At 58.3% G+C, this 19,405-nt stretch carries 16 protein-coding genes; 10 read left to right on the top strand and 6 right to left on the bottom strand.

The window, feature by feature from the left end:
• The 3 genes from M0974_RS25450 to M0974_RS25460 form a co-directional block, all read right to left on the bottom strand.
• Positions 1–684 (bottom strand): LysR family transcriptional regulator (locus tag M0974_RS25450; RefSeq protein ID WP_297843581.1); only part of this gene is annotated, 684 nt, incomplete at its 3' end.
• 188 nt (positions 685–872) lie between these two features.
• A complete protein-coding gene (locus M0974_RS25455) occupies positions 873–2,084 on the bottom strand; it encodes an MFS transporter (RefSeq protein ID WP_297843584.1) in 1,212 nt (403 codons plus the stop codon).
• 236 nt (positions 2,085–2,320) lie between these two features.
• The gene (locus M0974_RS25460; protein ID WP_297843587.1) at positions 2,321–4,234 is read right to left on the bottom strand and encodes a sigma 54-interacting transcriptional regulator; all 1,914 of its coding nucleotides are present in this window, start codon (positions 4,232–4,234) and stop codon (positions 2,321–2,323) included.
• Positions 4,235–4,475: 241 nt separating this feature from the next.
• Here M0974_RS25460 and M0974_RS25465 point away from each other — a divergent pair, with 241 nt between their 5' ends.
• The 10 genes from M0974_RS25465 (at position 4,476) to M0974_RS25510 (ending at position 13,854) form a co-directional block, all read left to right on the top strand.
• Positions 4,476–4,958, top strand: coding sequence for an MSMEG_0572/Sll0783 family nitrogen starvation response protein (locus M0974_RS25465; RefSeq protein WP_297843590.1), 483 nt, complete (start codon positions 4,476–4,478; stop codon positions 4,956–4,958).
• A 161-nt stretch (positions 4,959–5,119) separates the two neighbouring features.
• Positions 5,120–6,100, top strand: coding sequence for a Nit6803 family nitrilase (locus M0974_RS25470; protein ID WP_297843592.1), 981 nt, complete (start codon positions 5,120–5,122; stop codon positions 6,098–6,100).
• On the top strand, positions 6,087–7,169 hold the full coding sequence (locus M0974_RS25475; RefSeq protein WP_297843595.1) for an MSMEG_0568 family radical SAM protein: 1,083 nt from the start codon (positions 6,087–6,089) through the stop codon (positions 7,167–7,169). Before M0974_RS25470 ends, M0974_RS25475 begins: the two co-directional genes overlap by 14 nt.
• Positions 7,170–7,383: 214 nt before the next feature.
• Positions 7,384–7,944: an MSMEG_0567/Sll0786 family nitrogen starvation N-acetyltransferase gene (locus tag M0974_RS25480; protein WP_297843597.1), complete on the top strand. Its 561-nt coding sequence runs from the start codon at positions 7,384–7,386 to the stop codon at positions 7,942–7,944.
• Entirely contained in the window at positions 7,937–8,968 is a 1,032-nt protein-coding gene (locus tag M0974_RS25485; RefSeq protein ID WP_297843600.1) for a sll0787 family AIR synthase-like protein, read from the top strand. The genes M0974_RS25480 and M0974_RS25485 overlap by 8 nt, the downstream gene beginning before the upstream one ends.
• Position 8,969: 1 nt before the next feature.
• Entirely contained in the window at positions 8,970–9,305 is a 336-nt protein-coding gene (locus M0974_RS25490; protein ID WP_297843603.1) for an MSMEG_0570 family nitrogen starvation response protein, read from the top strand.
• 53 nt (positions 9,306–9,358) lie between these two features.
• Entirely contained in the window at positions 9,359–10,654 is a 1,296-nt protein-coding gene (locus M0974_RS25495; RefSeq protein ID WP_297843606.1) for an MSMEG_0569 family flavin-dependent oxidoreductase, read from the top strand.
• Positions 10,655–10,856: 202 nt separating this feature from the next.
• Positions 10,857–11,588: a GntR family transcriptional regulator gene (locus M0974_RS25500; RefSeq protein ID WP_297843609.1), complete on the top strand. Its 732-nt coding sequence runs from the start codon at positions 10,857–10,859 to the stop codon at positions 11,586–11,588.
• 71 nt (positions 11,589–11,659) lie between these two features.
• Positions 11,660–12,949, top strand: coding sequence for an MFS transporter (locus tag M0974_RS25505; protein WP_297843611.1), 1,290 nt, complete (start codon positions 11,660–11,662; stop codon positions 12,947–12,949).
• 56 nt (positions 12,950–13,005) lie between these two features.
• Positions 13,006–13,854, top strand: a complete 849-nt coding sequence (locus M0974_RS25510; protein WP_297843614.1) for an amidohydrolase — start codon at positions 13,006–13,008, stop codon at positions 13,852–13,854.
• Between the two features lie 124 nt (positions 13,855–13,978).
• Here the strand turns inward: M0974_RS25510 and M0974_RS25515 are convergent, their stop codons facing one another.
• The 3 genes from M0974_RS25515 to M0974_RS25525 form a co-directional block, all read right to left on the bottom strand.
• Positions 13,979–15,412, bottom strand: coding sequence for an efflux transporter outer membrane subunit (locus M0974_RS25515; protein ID WP_297843616.1), 1,434 nt, complete (start codon positions 15,410–15,412; stop codon positions 13,979–13,981).
• A complete protein-coding gene (locus M0974_RS25520) occupies positions 15,396–16,562 on the bottom strand; it encodes an efflux RND transporter periplasmic adaptor subunit (RefSeq protein ID WP_297843621.1) in 1,167 nt (388 codons plus the stop codon). The genes M0974_RS25515 and M0974_RS25520 overlap by 17 nt, the downstream gene beginning before the upstream one ends.
• Positions 16,552–19,405, bottom strand: a 2,854-nt coding sequence (locus tag M0974_RS25525; protein WP_297843623.1) for an efflux RND transporter permease subunit, incomplete at its 5' end; no start/stop codon positions are given. The genes M0974_RS25525 and M0974_RS25520, both read right to left, overlap by 11 nt.

A 19,405-nucleotide genomic window follows, 5' to 3' on the forward strand; every position in this document is an offset into this window, starting at 1 on the left:
GAGGTCGCTGGCAACGTTGGAAAACAGCAGCGGATAAGAGCCGCACTCAACAATTCTGGCGGGGGATATTTCCCCTGCCAAAAACAACTCATCAAGGTTTCTCTGCGAGGCACTCAGGCGGCTGTTAACCAGAAATACTTGACCGTTGAAAGCGTTGAGGTTTTCTATGAGGCCCTGTTTTTCGCTGTAGATGAGCACCATCGGGTCTTTGAACAATGTCACCCGGTGAAAGCGTGCCGGTGAAAAACCGGCTCCGACAATAACGGCATCAAGCCTGCCGCTTTCCAGGTCATTCAGGAGTGATTGGGTATGACCAATACTGATGTCTACGTCCAGTCCCTGGGGGTTGCTGACAATCTTTTGCATGAGGCCGGGGCGGGTCAAGGTGAGGTTTTCGATAACACCCAAGCGCACATGGTTAAGTGCTTTTACTTTTCCCAGACTGGCTTTGGCGCGGGCTACTAGCTCAAGAATCTGGGTCGCATACACATACAGGTCTCGGCCTTGAGCGGTCATGATGATGCTGCGACCGGAGCGTTCGAATAGTTTGATACCGAGCCGGCTTTCCAGGGTCTTTATCCGAAAAGAAATGCTCGACTGAGCGCGATTGAGCCTGGCGGCGGCCTGGGTAACGCTCCCGTAATCTACTATCGCTTTGAAAGCATCGAGTTCGGCAATCTCCATAGCATGGTCCCTGCGATGTAGCGGGACGGTGCGTGTCCCTCCGGAATCATCCTACAAATACTGGCGAAACATCAACCTGGTTGACCTTGTAAATTTTGTAAATCTATTCAAACGGATGTATAAAAAATCGCTTCGACGAGCGGCAAAAAGGAGTTTCGGGAGCAGCGCATTCACAATGTGCTCACCGATCAGCGGGTGCTGACCTCGACACGTCTCTCACTTGCAGCGTTTAGCAGAAAACTGATCAGTGCGGTCAAGGGCAGTGCGCTGCCGGCGAACACGATCCACAACCAGCCACCCCGGTCATACAGGACACTGGCGATCGCTGAACCGAATGCACCGCCGATGAAGATGCTGGTCATGTACAGCGCATTCAGACGGCTGCGGCTGCTGGCATCCAGAGCGTAGACAGCACGTTGGCCGAGCACCATGTTCATTTGCACGCAGAAGTCCAGTACCACGCCGGTCACCGCCAGGCCAATCACGCTGTAGGCGGGATGGATAAGTGCGGGCAAGAAGCTCAGCGCAGCAAGAATCAATGCCCCCAAGCTGGAAATGTGTGTATGACCGGCGTCAGCCAGACGACCGCTCACGGGAGCGGCAATCGCGCCAATGGCACCGACCAACGCGAATATAGCAATCTGGGTTTGCGACAGACCGTGGTTGCGCGCCAGCTCCAATGGCACGGCGGTCCAGAACAAGCTGAACGTCGCGAACATCAAGCCTTGATACAGCGCGCGTTGACGCAGTACCGGCTGGGTGCTCAGCAACGTCCACAATGAACCGATCAATTGTCCGTAAGAAGCGCTGTGGCTGGGCTGGCGTTTCGGCATGGTGGTGGCGAGCACCACACTGATGATCACCATCACGACGGCGGCGGTACCAAACACTGCGCGCCAGCCGAAGTGGTCGGCGATCAGGCTGGACAGCGGCCGTGCCAGCAGAATACCCAGCAACAGCCCACCCATGATGCTGCCGACCACTCGACCGCGGGTTTGCTCGGGTGCAAGGTTAGCGGCCAGCGGAATCAGAATTTGCACGGATACTGAACTGAAACCTACCAGCAGTGAGGCCAGCAGGAACACATTCGGCTGTTGGCTGAACGCTGCGCCCAGCAGGCTGACTATCGACAGCAGCGCGGTCATGATCATTAGGCGGCGGTTTTCCAACAGATCGCCCAATGGCACCAGGAAGAATAAGCCAATGGCGTAACCGATCTGGGTCAATGACACGATCATGCTGGCCATGGTGCTGGACAGCCCGATGTCTGGCGCAATCAGTTCAATGATCGGTTGGGCGTAATAAAGGTTGCCAACGATAGCGCCACAGCAAAACGCGAACAGCGTCACCATGCCACGAGTCATGGTGGGGGCGTGGCTGGTTTGGGTCATGGTACTCATGAAAAATCTCGGTGAAGGGTGTCGCAGATTGGATAGCACGCAGGCTAATGGTTCTGCCTTGAAGTAAGAAGGGGCGTGAGGCTGATAGCTAATATTGCGCAAAAGAATAAAACCGGAATATATCGATTCTATGGGACCGAATTCATTCGGGAATGGCAACGGCACGGTCCATCAGGCATGCCGCGTCGACCGCTTCCCGAATGAATTCGGTCCCACAGGTTGAACTGCTTAAAAAGTCACGCACCACCCTCCAATTCAATATCCAACCGCTTCAACCTTGACGCCAATGTCGTCGGTTTTATCCCCAGCAGTTCAGCCGCACCGCCTTTGCCGAATAATTTGCCATTGCTCGCTTTGAGCGCGGCCTGCATGTTGCTGCGCTCCAGGTCACGCAGTTGCGCGTCGGTCATTATGGAGGAAGGCGAGAGCGGCGGGATAACGCTCTGGCTCCTTTTCGGCTCATCCGGCAGGTCCATGTTCAGGTCAGCACCATGGGAGGTGATCAGTGCGCGTTCGATCACGTTTTGCAGTTCGCGGATGTTGCCCGGCCACGAATAGTGCTGCAGGCGCTCGATATCACTGTTGCGCAGGCGGCGGCCGGGCATGTTCAGGCGCTGGCTGGTTTGCTTGAGGAAGTGTGCCGCCAGTTGCGGAATATCCATGGGCCGGTCGCGCAGGGCCGGGGACTGGATCGGGAACACGTTCAGGCGGAAATACAGGTCTTCACGAAAGCGCTTGGCCGTGACTTCCTGGCGCAAGTCGCGGTTGGTCGCGGCAATAATCCGCACATCGACTTTGCGTGTACGCTCCTCGCCGACCCGTTCGAACTGGCCTTCCTGCAACACCCGCAGCAGTTTGCTTTGCAGCTCCAGCGGGATTTCGCCGATCTCATCGAGAAACAACGTGCCGCCATCGGCCAGTTCGAAGCGTCCGACCCGATCCCGAACCGCTCCAGTGAACGCGCCACGGATGTGGCCGAAGAACTCGCTTTCAAACAGCTCCGTCGGAATCGCCGCGCAGTTGACCCGGATCAACGGGCTGGCGCTGCGACGGCTGGCTTGGTGGATGGCGCGGGCGATCAGCTCTTTACCGGTGCCGGACTCGCCATTGATCAACACACTGGCATCGGTAGGCGCGACCACATCGATCTGCTTGATGATCTTAAGAATCGGGTCGCTTTGGCCGACGATCTCGCGGAAGTTATGTTCGATGTGGATTTCTTCCTGCAAGTAGGCGTTTTGCTCTTCCAGGCGTTGCTTGAGGATATTGAGTTCTGCGAGGGCGCTTTGCAGCTGATTCTCGGTGTTACGCCGTTCGGTGATATCGCGAAACACCACCACGGCGCCAGCGATACGACCGTCGGAAATCACTGGAGTACTGGTGAATTCCACCGGAAAAACACTGCCATCACGGCGCCAAAATACTTCCTGGCGGCCTTCGTGAACCACACCGTCACGCACCGCTTTGTAGATCGGGCAGTCCTCCACCGGGTAATGACTGCCGTCGGCATGGCTGTGGTGATGAATGCGGTGGATGTTCTTGCCAATCATGTCTTGTGGTTCCCAGCCGAGCATACGGGCGCCCGCCGGGTTGACGAAGGTCGCCAGCCCGTCACTGTTGATGCTGTAGATACCGTCGCCTACCGAGCTGAGCAGCAATTGATTGTCGCGCTCAGACTCTTGAAACAGATTAAGGATGTTGCGCCACTCAATCAGCCCGCCGCGCATGGTGCGTTCGGTATGAGCCTGGTCGCGGTGGTACTTCTGTTGACTTAATTCGCGCAGCACCAGAATCAATTGCTGTTCGCCCCTGATTTGCAGGGTGGTGGCTGAGATTTCCAGCTCGATACGCTCGCCAGTTTTGCAATTGCAGCTCAGCTCCTCAGTCCAGCCCTGACCTTTGTCCAGTACCGCTTGGGTAAACACGATCAGGTCAGCCAGTTGATGACCGAACAGTTTGCTCACCGGCAGCGTTAATAACTCCTGACGCGGATAACCCAGCAGTTTGCACGCGGCGACGTTCAGATCGCCGAAGCGGTCGGCATATGGATTGAGCAGGGCGATGGCTTCGGCGCAATGCTCGAACACCATGTGCCGTGACGAATACGCCAGGTCGGTCCAGTTGCTCAAAGAGTCTGTCTCAGTGGTCATTGGTACGAAATCTCGTGATTTGTCGCTACGAATAATCGTAGTTCTACGTGAATGCGTGATCCGCCGATAGCATCAGATAGTCGATAAAAAGCCGGAAAATATTATCTTTATTAACTAAATCAAACAGTTAAACGGATAAGAAATTATTTTTATTTTCTGGCACGACGTTCGCTCTATGTCTTGCAACCCGGCAGCCAACTCAGGCCGCCGCTAAAAGCCGAAGAAACTGGAGAGCGACGACATGCCAACCGTGGATATTCCTCATTACAAAGACGGTGACTTTCTGGTCGATTACGAAGAAAAAGTCTTCGAAGACGTCAAAGCCGAGCCCGGCGAAAAAGTCCTGATTACCTTCCACACCATCGCTTTTGAAGGTTCCATTGGTTTGGTCAACATGCTTCAGGCCAAACGTCTGCTGCGCAAGGGTTTTGAAACCACAATCCTGCTTTATGGACCTGGCGTGCAACTCGGCGTGCAACGTGGGTTCCCGACCCTTGGCGCTGAAGCGTTCCCCGGCCACCTGGCCGTCAACAAACAACTCATCCAGTTCATGGAGGAGGGCGGCAAAGTCTATGCCTGCCGCTTTGCCTTGCAGGCCTTGTACGGCCAAACCGAAAAAGCGCTGATCGAAGGCATCCGTCCGATCAACCCACTGGACGTGATGGACCTTCGCCTGCTGATGCGCCGTGAAGGCGCAATGATCATCGATACCTGGACTGCGTAAGTACGGCTTCATCCGGCAACCAACCGGACCCTGTAGGCGCTGCCGAAGTCTGCGATAAGCCTGAACGGCCTGCTCATGATCGACCGCCGCAACCGCTTCGCGGTCGATCGCAGCCTTTGGCAGCTCCTACAGAATTTCGCTCAACTCAATCAGGACCCATCATGGCCATCATCAAAGCTGCCGCCGTCCAGATCAGCCCAGTGCTTTATAGCCGCGAAGGGACCGTGGACAAGGTCTGCCAGCAGATAATCGCCCTCGGTCAGCAAGGCGTGCAGTTTGCGGTTTTCCCGGAAACGGTGGTGCCTTACTACCCCTATTTCTCCTTCGTTCAGCCGCCTTTTGCGATGGGCAAGGAACACCTGAAGTTGTTGGAGCAATCGGTCAGCGTGCCGTCGGCTGCCACCTTGGCCATTGGCGAAGCCTGCAAGCAAGCGGGGATGGTGGTGTCTATCGGCGTCAATGAGCGCGATGGCGGCACGATCTACAACGCGCAACTGCTGTTCGATACCGACGGCAGCCTGATTCAACACCGGCGCAAAATCACCCCGACTTATCACGAACGGATGGTCTGGGGCCAAGGCGACGGCTCCGGTCTGCGTGCCATCGACAGCGCGGTAGGGCGCATCGGCTCGCTGGCTTGCTGGGAGCATTACAACCCTTTGGCCCGTTACGCCTTGATGGCCGACGGCGAACAGATTCATGCCGCGATGTTCCCCGGGTCGCTGGTGGGCGATATTTTTGCCGATCAAATCGAGGTCACGATTCGCCATCACGCGTTGGAGTCCGGTTGCTTCGTGGTCAATGCCACAGCATGGCTAGATGCCGATCAACAAGGCCAGATCATGCAGGACACCGGCTGCGGCATCGGCCCGATCTCGGGGGGCTGCTTTACCGCGATCGTTACCCCGGAAGGCAAATTGCTCGGCGACCCGCTGCGTTCCGGTGAAGGCGTTGTGATCGCCGACCTGGACATGGGGTTGATCGACAAGCGCAAACGGATGATGGATTCCGTCGGCCATTACAGCCGTCCAGAGCTGCTCAGCCTGTTGATCGACCGCACGCCCACCGCCCATGTGCATGAACGCGGCGCCCATCACCTCGCCGTCGCTTCTACCGAGGAGCTTGATCATGCAAACCAATGAATTACTGGCTGAACTGCAATGCCACGGCGTACGTTGGCCGGCTGCGCAAAATGGTTTGTCGCGACAAGGCGGGGCAGGGCCCTCGGACCACAAGGCGCTGAGTTTCGGCAGCCGGACCATGATGGTGCCGATCCTCAACCAAGCCTCACAAGATTCGCCGTACCAGGCGCAACCCACCGCGGACGGCAGCCAGGCACTGATCTTTCGTGAAGGCTTGCAGGTCGGCCTGGTGCAAATGCCCGGTGTGCCGAAATTCTACGGACTAAGCACCGCTGACGGCATCCCGTACTGGAAAATTGCCACGTTGCACAGCAGCGACGTACTTGCCACCACGGTGTTGCAGCACTGCATTCGCTTCAATGATCGCGGCACCTCGTGCCAGTTTTGCGCCATCGGCCAATCACTGGCAGCGGGCAAAACCATCGCCCGTAAACGCCCGCAGCAACTGGCTGAAGTCGCCAAGGCGGCGGTTGAGTTGGACGGCGTCAAGCACATGGTGATGACCACCGGCACCCCGCAAACCGCCGACCGTGGCGCCGCGATTTTGTGTGAATCCGCAGCCGCGGTCACTGCTGCGGTTGACCTGCCCATTCAGGCGCAATGTGAACCACCGGACGATGATCGCTGGTTTCAGCGGCTCGCCGACAGCGGCGTAGTTTCGTTGGGCATGCACCTGGAAGCGGTCACCGACGAAGTACGTCAGCGGATCATGCCGGGCAAAGCCGAAGTGCCGCTGAGCCGTTATTTCGAAGCGTTTAGCGCAGCGGTAGAGGTGTTTGGTCGCGGGCAAGTCAGCACCTACATCCTCGCGGGCCTGGGCGACAGCGAAGCGGCAATTACCGAGATGAGCGAGCGTCTTTGTGCCCTGGGCGTGTACCCGTTCGTGGTGCCATTTGTGCCCATCGACGGCACGCCCTTGGCCAATCACCCCAAACCCGACAGCGCGATGATGGCGCGACTGTACCCGCAGATCGGCGCCAGCTTACGCCGCTACGGCTTGCATTCCGACCAGATCAACGCCGGTTGCGCCAAATGCGGCGCGTGCTCGGCACTGAAAAGCTACGAGTAATAAACATATGGCAATTGTAGGAGCGCGCTTGCCCGCGATCGCTCTGGGGTCGCGCTCGACCGCAGCAGTCGTAAAACCGGGCAGCTCGGTTCTTCCAGTTGGAGCTGGGTTGGACAGTTGGGACCGCTTCGCGGGCCATCGCGGGCAAGCGCGCTCCTACAAATTAATAGTTTAAATCAGTCGGTTATGCGTTATTTGAGAGGAGCATCATCTTATGCAGAACCTCGCCTTTGCTTTGGTCGACAGCACCTTTGAGCCGTTTCGTGCGGGCGAGCTGCTGATTAAACCTGCGACGGAAACCTGGGAAAAACAGGCCTATTTCGCCCTGCGTCGTTCGGTGTTCTCTGATGAGCAGCAACTGCTGGCGCAAGACAAAGACGGCCACGACTTCCAGGCGATTGCCATCGTTGCCTTGGCCGGCAGTTGCGGAATGGCCGATCAGGTGGTCGGCGCCGTGCGTATTTATCAGCCGCAGCCGGGCCTTTGGTTTGGTGGTCGGTTGTGTGTAGCGCAAGCGTATCGGCGCCACAGCATGATCGGCAAGGCGCTGGTCAACGAAGCGGTGTCACGGGCCAAAGAGCTGGGCTGTGAGGTGTTTCGAGCCACGGTCCAGGCGCCTAATGAGCTGTATTTCCATGGCCTGCATTGGCAAACCCTTGAGCATCTGCAACTGCTCGACCAGCCGCATTGTTTGATGCAGGCGGACCTGTCGAGCTACCCATTGATGCCGCGCCAAGTGTCGTTGCGTCCGCTGAAGGTGGCTCGCCATGACTGACACTCTCGATTTGTCGGCGCTGCTCGACAGCTTGCGCACCACCCCGGCCATGTTATCCAAGCAGGCGATTCAGCAGCCCGCCGAGGCGATGCGTGACGCTACTCGCAGCCTTACTCGTGAGCAGCTTTATGCGTTACCCGGTGATGACACCGCGGCGATTGCCTGCGGCGATCATTTCCAGTTGTTGGCCATTGAAGGCATGTTGCCGGGCTTCGTTCAGGCGGCGCCATGGTTTGCCGGTTGGTCGGCGGTCATGGCCAACGTCAGCGACATCACCGCCATGGGCGGCCGCGCAACAGCCGTGGTCAACGCCTATTGGCATCACGAACAAGACGCTGCAAAACAGCTGCTGGCCGGTATCCGTGCGGCCTGTGACGCTTACGGGTTGCTGCTGGCCGGCGGTCACACCAGCCTCGCCACCGGTAACCCGACTGCGTTGGCGGTGGCGATTACCGGCATCGCGCATAAATTGCTGTCGACCTTGCATGTCGCACCCGGTCAGGTACTGGCCATGGCCGTGGACCTTGAAGGCGACTGGCATGCCGACAGCACCTACTGGAAAGCTTTCGAAGGCGTACCCGCCGAGCGCCTGCGCAGCAAACTAGAAGTGTTGCCGCGCTTGGCAGAAGCCGAGCTGTTGCACGCTGCCAAAGACATCAGCAACGCCGGGGTGTTGGGCAGTTTGTTGATGCTGCTGGAAACCACCGGCTGCGGCGCAACCATCGACCTCAACGCATTGCCTTGCCCTGAAGGCGCCGACTTCAGCCGCTGGCTGCAAGTATTCCCCAGCTACGGCTTTCTCATGACCCTGGATGAAAGCGACTGGCCTCACGTCCAGGCCGCCTTCGCCTTTGAAGGCTTGCGCTGCGAGCGTATCGGCCACGTCAACGCCAGCGGTTCGCTGGACGTGCAAGCGGGTGAACAGCGCAGCACCTTCTGGAACCTGCGCGAGCAGGCGTTCACCGGCTTCAGTTACCCCAATCACGACCTGTCCCCTTTAAAACTCAATCAACAGGAGCATTGATATGCCCGCCGTTAATTTCAGAGTCCGCTGGCCCAATGGCAAGGAAGCCGCCGGTTACTCGCCGTCGACGATTATTTATGAGCATTTGCAGGAAGGTGCCAGCTACCCGCTGCCGGACTTTTTGAAGCGCCTTGATCGCGCTTTGAACGAGGCGTCGGAGCGGGTCAAGCAAGTCAAAGGCTTCTATTGCAGCTCGGCGATGGACACCTTGAGTTCACTCAAAGGCCAGGCCAGCGTGCTCGATGCACTGCATTACGACACCGGGCAGGTTGAAGTGCTCAGCATGCGCACCGAAGGCGGCGGCCGGGTTACCGGCGCGGGCTGGAGTTCGTTCTGACTCACCTGTTTATTCCTTTTAATTTTATCGCGTCTCAGCAGCGGAGAACCCTCATGGTCCACCTCACTTCAGTCAAACCTCCCCATCACCACGTGATTGTCGTCGGCGGTGGCCAAGCCGGGTTGTCTGCCAGCTATTACTTGCAACAGCAGGGCATCGACCATTTGCTACTGGAAAAACACGGCCTGACTCACACCTGGCGCAACAACCGTTGGGATGCGTTCAGCCTGGTGACACCCAACTGGCAATGTGCGCTGCCGGGTTACACCTACAGCGACGAATTCAGGGGGGCAGATCCCCACGGTTTCATGAAGAAGGATGAGATCAACCTGTACTTGAGCGGGTTCGTGCAGTCGGTCAAAGCACCTGCTTTGGAGAACGTCACTGTGCAGCGCGTAGTGCCTCGAGCCAGTGGCGGTTATGAGGTGCATACGTCCCAGGGCGAGTTCAGCGCCGATCAAGTCATCGTTGCCTCCGGTGGTTATCACACGCCCATTATTCCGCGTTTAGCCGAGCGGTTGCCGACGGACATTCAACAGATTCACTCCGAGCAATACCGCAATCCGCAGGCGTTGCCAGCGGGTAATGTGCTGGTGGTGGGTTCGGGGCAATCGGGTGCGCAGATCGCCGAAGATTTGCACCTCGCCGGGCGCCAGGTCTATCTGGCAGTCGGTGATGCACCGCGCTGCGCACGTTTTTATCGCGGTAAAGATGTCGTCGATTGGCTGGCAGAAATGGGCTACTACGACATCGGCGTGGATACCCATCCGCTGCGTGAAGGCGTGCGCGACAACACCAACCATTACGTCACCGGCCGCGACGGCGGACGTGACATTGACCTGCGCAAATTTGCCAGCGAAGGCATGCAATTGTTTGGGCGGATGGAGGGGCTAGAGGGCAGTCGATTGCAGTTCTCCGACAACTTGGCTACCAGCCTGGACAGCGCCGATGCGGTGTATAACCGGATCAATAGCTCCATCGACAGCTATATCGAAAAGAACGCCATCGAGGCCCCGGTCGGCGAGCGTTATGCCCCGGTCTGGAGCCCTGAGCAAGAACGCAACGGGTTAGACCTGCACGCAGAGGGCATCACCAGCATTATTTGGTGCATTGGTTTCACGCCAGACTTCACATGGGTCGAAGCGCCGGTGTTTAACGGTCGTGGTCATCCCGGACATGAACGCGGCGTCACCGCACAGCCCGGGTTGTATTTCCTTGGCCTGCCATGGTTATACACCTGGGGCTCTGGCCGCTTCTCCGGCGTAGCGCGGGATGCGCAGTACGTGGTGGAGCACATCGCCGGGGTGACGGGAAAAAAGGTTGAAGCGCGTCATTCCATGGTGAGGTAGTCATTCGCAAACCCTGTGGGACCGAATTCATTCGGGAATGGCAACGGCACGGTCCATCAGGCAGACCGCGTCGACCGCTTCCCGAATGAATTCGGTCCCACGTCTTGAGGAATGCGGTGCACCTGATAACCCACTTGACGAGACTTTGTTACAGGAGAATACTGGCTTCAATATTCATCTATATGACTAGATAACTATAAAAATGAATCAACTCTCCAGTGACGTCCGTTTGCCTCTATACCAGCGCCTGCGTGATCAATTGGCGCAGCAGATTGCCAATAACCGTTGGCGGCCGGGGGAGGCGATACCTACCGAGGCGGTGTTGTCCGCCGAATACTGCCTGTCCACCGGCACGGTACGCAAAGCCATCGACATGCTGGTCAAAGACAACATTCTTGAGCGCCAACAAGGGCGTGGCACCTTCATTCGCCGCCCACAATTTCAGTCTTCGCTGTTTCGATTTTTCCGCTTTCAAACTGCCGCCGGTGAGCGTCAGGTCCCTGAAAGCCGGATCCTTTCCATAGAACCCATGACGGCGCCATCGGCTGTTGCCCAAGCGTTAAGCCTGGCACCAGAGTCGCCGGTGATTCGCTTGATGCGCGTGCGTTTACTCGATGCACAGCCGGTCTTGGCCGAAGAAATCTGGCTGCCGCGAATTCAATTTCAGGCGTTGCTGGACCTCGATCTCGATCAGCAAGGGCCGTTGCTGTACCCCATCTACGAAGAATTTTGCGGCCAGGTTATCGCCTATGCCGAGGAAACCCTGACCGCCGATTTAGTCAGCGAAGTTCATGCCCGACTGCTGCAAATTCCAGTCAACAGCCCGGTTGTAGTCATTGAGAGATTGGCGCGTAACTACGCCGGCCAACCCCTGGAATGGCGCCGCTCGCGGGGGCATGCCAGTCATTTCCGCTACAGCGTCGAAATCCGCTGAACCCTCCGTAAACCGTCGCTGACAGCACCGAATTCGACTGCCGCACGCACACCCTAATAAGGACAAGAATCATGTTTAAGTGGTATCGCGAAATCACCTCTCGGGAACGCAAAACCTTCTGGGCCTGCTTCGGCGGATGGTCGCTGGACGCCTTGGAAGTGCAGATGTTTGGCCTGGCGATCCCGGCGCTGATCGCCGCGTTTGCCTTGTCCAAAGGGGATGCAGGTTTGATCAGCGGCGTAACCCTTATCACCTCGGCGCTGGGCGGCTGGATCGGCGGCACACTCTCCGATCGCTACGGCCGGGTGCGTACCCTGCAGTGGATGATCCTGTGGTTTTCGATATTCACCTGCCTCTCGGCCTTCGTCACCGGCTTCAATCAACTGCTGATCGTCAAGGCGCTGCAAGGCTTTGGTATCGGTGGCGAATGGGCGGCGGGCGCGGTGCTGATGGCGGAAACCATCCAGCCTAAATACCGCGGCAAAGTCATGGGCACCGTACAAAGTGCTTGGGCGGTGGGTTGGGGCGTGGCCGTCGGTACGTTTGCGCTGATCTATTCGTTTGTGCCGGAGGCCATGGCATGGCGTGTGATGTTCCTGGTGGGTCTGCTGCCTGCGCTGTCGATCATCTGGGTGCGTCGCAACGTTGAGGAGCCGGACAGCTTTCAGCGTCAGCAAAAAGAACAGACCAAACCCCTGAGTTTTTTCAAATCCATGGCCGGGATTTTTCGTCCGCAATTGCTTCGGGTGACCTTGCTCGGTGGGTTGCTGGGCCTCGGCGCCCATGGCGGTTACCACGCGGTCATGACCTGGCTGCCGACCTTTCTGAAAACTGAGCGCAATTTGTCGGTGCTCAGCTCGGGCGGGTACCTGGCGGTGATCATCGTGGCGTTCTGGTGTGGATGCGTGGTCAGCGGTTTGTTGATCGACAAAATTGGCCGTCGTAAAAACATCATTCTGTTTGCGTTGTGCTGTGTAGTGACGGTACAGGCTTACCTGTTCTTGCCGCTGACCAACACGCAGATGCTGTTCCTCGGGTTTCCGCTGGGCTTCTTCGCGGCCGGCATTTCGGCGAGCCTGGGTGCACTGTTCAACGAGTTGTACCCCGCGGATGTCCGCGGCGCGGGTGTAGGGTTTTGCTACAACTTCGGTCGCGTGGTGTCGTCAGTGTTCCCGTTCATGGTGGGCCACATGAGCGAGTCGATGTCGCTGGGCTCGGCGATTGGTATCGACGCCGGGATTGCTTACGGTGTAGCGGTGATTGCCGCGATGTTGCTGCCGGAAACCCGTGGTCGGTCGTTGGAAGCAACGGCTGCAGCGACCGAGGCGACCCTGAATAAACCTGAAGCCGCCCGTGCTTGATTCTGTCCTTTAAAAGCGCGGCGACTTAAGCCGCGCTCAATTTCTAGATGAGTTCCATGCCTGATAATCGTGTGTCCGAAAGCTCAACCCCAATCCTCGGTATCGACGCCCACGCGCACGTCTTCAGTCGCTCGCTGGCACTGACGTCGGCGCGTCGCTACAGCCCGGATTATGACGCCACGCTGGACCAGTACTTGACGCATCTACGTGCAAACGGGCTGAGCCATGGCGTGTTGGTGCAGCCAAGTTTTCTCGGCACGGATAATCACTACCTGTTGGCGGCCTTGCAGCAAGCGCCTAAACACCTGCGCGGTGTGGCAGTTGTCGACCCCGACATCAGCCGCGAGACGTTGGAGGACATGGCAGTGCAGGGCATCGTTGGCATTCGCTTGAACCTCATGGGGCAGGCGTTGCCAGACCTTGGCGATGCTAAATGGAAGCGTTTGCTGACGCAGGTTGCAACCTTGGGCTGGCACGTCGAACTGCACCGTGACGTGGAAGATTTACCCACGTTGATCAGTGCACTGATGGCCTATGACTGCAAGATCGTTATCGACCATTTCGGCCGTCCCGATGCGTTGTTGGGTATTGAACAACCGGCGTTCGCGCAGTTGCTGGAGCTGGGATTAAGCGGGCGGGTGTGGCTGAAGGTTTCCGGTATTTACCGGTTGGGCGGCGACAGTGAACAGAACATGACCTTCGCCCGAGAAGCCATGCCATTGCTGATTCAAGCGTTCGGTAAAAAGCGTTTGGTATGGGGCAGCGACTGGCCGCACACCCAGTTTGAAAGCCAGATGAACTATACAACCGCGGTTGAGCAACTGAGGCAATTGGGGTGTTCGGCGGAAGTCGAACACGCCCTGTTGGTGGACGCGCCTCAGGTGCTGTTTGGGTTTACTGCGTGAAACGTCCGTGTATGTTTGGGCCTCTTCGCGAATAAATTCGTTCCCACAGGGGGAATACAATCCAACTGTAGGAGCGAACTTGTTCGCGAAGGCGTCAGACCGGACACATCAGTCCCGGGCCAAATCACTCGGTCTTCCAACCACCCCCCAGCGCAGTCATCAACCCAACATTGGCCAACAAACGGTTGGTGTCTAGCGCCTGCAAGCGTCGCTGTGCCTGCAAGGCAGTCGTCTGCGCGGTCACTACGTTGAGGTAATTCACCGCACCGGCTTGATAGCTGTCGGTGGCGATGTGTTCGGCACTTTGCGCCGCATCCACCGCCGCTTGCTCATCAACGGCTTCCTGCTGCAAATCGCGTAACTGACCGAGGTTGTCTTCGACTTCACGCACGGCTCGTAGCACTTGGCTGCGGTAGTGCGCCGAGGCTTCTTCGAACTCGGCCTTGGCTTGACGATCATTGGCGCTGCGGCGTCCACCGTCGAAAATCGGCAGGTTGATCAGCGGACCCAACGCCCAATAGCGGTTGGCAGCAGACAACAGGTTACCGCTGCCTTGGGTCTGCCCACCGAGCAACCCGGTCAGGCTGAAGTCCGGGTACCACGCGGCGCGGGCGACACCGATATTCGCGTTAGCGGCGAACACCCGACGCTCGGCGGCAGCCACATCCGGACGCCGTTGCAATAAGGTGCTTGGCAGGGTCTCGGGGGTAGGCGGCAACACCAGCGGTTGTGGCTCATTTGCCACCCGGAAGTTGCTAGGCAGCACGCCGACCAGTTCGGCAATCGCATGTTCGCTGAGGTTGCGTTGCGCGCGGACATCGTCGAGGTCTGCCTGGGCTTCAGCCAATTGGCTTTGGGCGCGGGTCAGGTCGAGTTCTGAGGCGATCTGGCCCTGATAACGGTCGCGGGTCAATTGCAGCGCCTGGCCGTAATCGTCCAGCGAATGGCCAAGAATAGTGCTCTGTGCGTCGAGACCACGCAGTTGTACGTACAGCGTCGCTAGTTGGCGTTGCAGGCTCAGCCGCGCTACCGCCAAGTCATCGGCGGAGGCGACAGCCTGAGCATCACCGGCCGCGACTTGATTACGAATCCGGCCCCAGAAGTCTGGGTCGAAACTCAAGCTAAAGCCTATGGTGTTGCTGTTATAGACCGCAGGTTGAGTGTCACCACGTAACGGCCGATTGTCCGACTGACGTTGGCGCATGGGCTGCGCGCTGGCGCTGATCTGTGGAAATAACCCAGCATGTAATTGACTGGCAAACGCCTGCGCGCCGTCGAAATGCGCAAGGGCTGCTGCCAGGTCCGGGTTGGCCTTGAGCAACTGCTGCTGCAAGTCGTTCAGGCGCGGGTCGTTATAGACCTGCCACCACTGCGGCTCCACTTGGTCCGCCGGTTGTGCCGTGTGCCACGGGCCGTCGCTAGTCTGCTCGCGATAATGATCGGGCAATTTAATCGGCGGAGTTTTATAGGTCGGCGCCAATGAGCAGCCCTGCAAGGTCAACCCCAACGCCACTGCCAACGTCAACAAACGGACGCTGCGATCAAGCCTTGGGCGCATGGGCAACTCCTGCTTGAGCCAATTGCACAGGATCGTTTTCGCGCAGGGAGTCCGGCGGGTTATCCACCACGTGATCGGCAGCGGTCAGGCCCTGATCGATGACCAGACGGTCGCCCAAATCCAGACCGATATGAATGTCACGCAGGTGCACATGGTTGGCGCTGTCCAGCACCGCGACCTGCGTGCCTTGAGCCCGGAAGATCAATGCACTGGCGGGAATGCTCACGCCATGAGTGTCGGCGGCGACTTTGATAGTGGCCTCGGCGTAGTCCCCAGGCAGCAATGCACCGTCTGGATTGTCCGCCACAAATTGCGCCAGAAGCGTGCCGGAACGCGGATCGACAGCGGTGGAGTCGCCCAGCAAGCGCGCACTGAAATGCTCTCCGGGATGTTCCGGCACCGTCAGCTCAACCTGCATGCCAGGATGAATAACGCTGGCGTAGTTTTGGGGAATCGGCACGTACAGACGCAAGCGCCGGGTATCCGCGATATTGAACAGCGCGACGTCGCCGGCGGTGTCGGCCTTGATCAACTGACCAATGTCGGTGTTGCGCGCGGTAATGGTTCCAGCGAACGGTGCACGAATGGTTTTGTACGCTTCAAGGTCCGACAGCCGTGCTTTATCGGCGGCAGCGGCTTGCATGTCAGCTTTGGCTGCGGCGGCGTTGGAGATTTTCTCGTCCACCTCCTGGCGCGATACTGAATGCGTCGCCAGCAGATTCTGCCAGCGGGTGGCGGTGGTTTGCGCCAGGCGCGCATTGGCTTGTTGTTGCGCCAGGTGCGCGTGGGTCTGGGCCATTTGTTGATCCAGTTCCGGGCTGTCGATTTCCGCCAGTACTTGTCCGGCCTGGACTTGGGCGCCGATGTCGGTTTTCCAGTCTTTCAAATAACCGCTGACCCGGGCATTGATCGGCGCTTTGCTCCACGCCTCCAAGTGCGCAGGCAAATGCAACGTGTCACCTTCGGCGTTTTGCGTCGGCTGGAACAAGTTAACCACCGGCATGGCTTGGGCGTTAGTCCAACTGACCACGGATTTTTCATGGCGGGTGCGGGCGGCTAGGCCGTTGGCGACCAGCAGCGCTGCCAGGGTCAGCCCACCGATACCCACCAGCATCAGGCGTTTGCGTGAAGGGGTGTGTTCAGACGACATGGGGCAATTCTCCAACAACAGCACGAGGGGTTGAGCGACGGTGTACCAGGCTGAAAACCACCGGTACGAACAGCAGGGTGGCGGTAGTGGCCAAAATCAGGCCGCCGATTACGGCCCGACCGAGGGGCGCATTCTGTTCTTCGGACAATGCCAAAGGCAGCATGCCGATGATCATCGCCAGCGCAGTCATGCACACCGGACGAAAGCGCGTGTATCCGGCTTCCAGCGCGGCAAGGAAGGCATCGCCGTGTACCGCCAGACGTTCTCGACAGAAACTCACCACTAGAATCGAGTTGGCGGTTGCCACGCCCATACAGAGGATGGCCCCGGTGAGCGCCGGGACCGACAGTGACGTATTGCTCAGGAATAGCATCCAGACAATGCCGGCGAGTGCCGCTGGCAGCCCGGTGATGATTACGAACGGATCGACCCAGGACTGGAAGTTGACCACGATCAGCAAGTAGATCAGCACCACCGCGCCCAGCAGCCCAAGGCTCAGGCCGTTGAAGGCTTCATGCAGGGCGTCGATTTGCCCATGCAGGCTGACCGTTGCGCCTTTAGGCCGCAGGTTCGCTGCACCGTCGATGACTTTCTGCACGTCTTTGGCCACGCCGCCGAGGTCACGGCCCTGAATGCTGGCGAAGATATCCAGCGTCGGCTGAATGTTGTAGTGAGTCACCACCGCCGGGCTTTCTACGCGCTTGATGGTTGCCAAGCCACCGAGTATTTGCGACTGACCATTGCTACCGGTAATCGGTAATGCTTCCAAGGTTGGCAAGCTGTCGAGCCGGTATTGCGGCGTTGCGCCAACCACTGAATACGACACGCCGTTTTTCGGGTTAAGCCAGTAGGTCGGCGCCACTTGCGAGGTGCCGGCCAGCGACGCGCCGAGACTGGTGGTGACGTCATGCTCCGTGATGCCCAATTGTTTGGCCCGCAGCCTGTCGACGTTGACTTGTAACGACGGGTAGCCGGCGGACTGCTGGAGGCGTAAATCAGCGATGCCCGGTACGTGCTCCAGTCGCCGCTGCAGCTCAATCGCATAGGCACGGTTAGCCTCGGCGTTAGGGCCGGACACTTTGACGTCCATGGGTGCAGGGGCCCCGAAGTTAAGGATCTGGCTGGTGATGTCGGCGGGCATAAAGGCGAAGTGACTGCCGGGGAAGCTCTCTGGCAGCACTTCACGCAAGCGTTTGACATAGTCAGCAGTGGGCGCATGGCCGGGCTTCAACGACACCGAAATGTCGCCGTCTTGCGGTCCGACGGTGCCGCTGCTGCTGTAGGCCATGTCGATGCCGCTTAGGGCGATGCCGATGTTGTCGACCACCGTATCCACTTGATCAGCCGGAATGATTTCGCGGATACGCTGTTCGATGCGGTCGAAGGCGGCAGCACTTTCCTCAATCCGTGTGCCCAGCGGCAGGCGCACATGCAGCGAGAGGGCGCCAGCGTCGGTGGCCGGAAAGAAGTCCTGACCCAGACTCGGTAACAAGGCAAAGCTGGCCAGTACGCACGCAAGAAAGCCGAATAAAAACGGCTTGCGGTGCTTCAACGCCAGGCCCAGCAAGCCGTGATACACATCACGAATTGCCGAGAAGCCGCGCTCAAATCCTTGTTGGAAATTCAACAGCCCTTGCAGCAAAAAGTGCCGTGGAGGTCTGTGCTGGTCACCTTCGTGGTGATTGATGAACCCGTCTTCCGGATGATGGCCCGGACCAGTTTCGACCACGTGGGGCTTGAGCAAAAACATCGCCAGGGTTGGCACCAGGGTGCGCGACAGCAAAAACGAACTGGCCATGGCGAAGATCACTGCCAGCGCCATTGGTCGAAACAGAAACCCGGCGATGCCCTGAAGCATGAACATCGGTACGAACACGATGCAGATACACAGCAGCGAGACAAACGCCGGGCCGACGATTTGTTTCGCACCGTCGAGAATCGCCTTCTTAACCGCCTTGCCTTGCTCAAGGTGCCAGTTGATGTTCTCGATGGTGACGGTTGCGTCATCCACCAGAATCCCCACCGCCAGGGCCAGGCCGCCGAGGGTCATCACGTTCAGGGTTTGCCCGCTGACCGCCAGCAGGGCAATCGCCGACAGCACGGCCAGCGGAATCGACGCCATAATAATCAGCGTCGAGCGCCAACTGCCGAGGAACAGCAAAATCATCACGCTGGTCAGTAAGGCAGCGATGATGCCTTCACGGGCCACGCTGCTGACCGACTGTTTAACAAACACCGATGCGTCACTGAGAAGCGATGTTTTCAGGTCGGGTGGCAGGGTTTCATTGATCAGCGGCAGCATGTTGCGGATGCCGTCGACGATGGACAGCGTAGAAATACTGCCGTTCTTCAACGCTGGCATCAGTACCGCTCGTCGGCCGTCAACCCGAACGATATTGGTCTGCGGCGGTGAGCCGTCACGTACGTGGGCCACTTGGCCGATGGTGATCAGCGCGCCATTAACGGTCTTGATTGGCAGCTCGTTAAGCTCGTCGATGGCCTGTGGGCTGTTGTTGAGCAACACGGTGTATTCGGTGCTGCCAAACTTTGCGGTACCCACCGGAATGATTTGGTTTTGTGCAGCCAATGCATTGCCCACGTCCTGTGCCGACAAGCCTTTGGCTGCCAGCGCTTGCGGGTCGAGGTCGAGGGTGATCTGCCGCTGTTTGCCGCCCATCGGCGTTGGTAGCGCGATGCCAGGGACCGAGGTTAGGGGCAGACGGATACTGTTCTGTACCAAGTCGCGAATCCGCGATTCAGACAAGGTAGGGCTGGAAAATGCCATCTGCAAAATCGGCACCGTGGAGGCGCTGTAGTTGAGGATCAGCGGCGGGGTAATGCCC

Origin of the sequence: Pseudomonas sp., from assembly GCF_026224925.1 — a bacterium.
Classification (GTDB): Bacteria; Pseudomonadota; Gammaproteobacteria; order Pseudomonadales; family Pseudomonadaceae; genus Aquipseudomonas.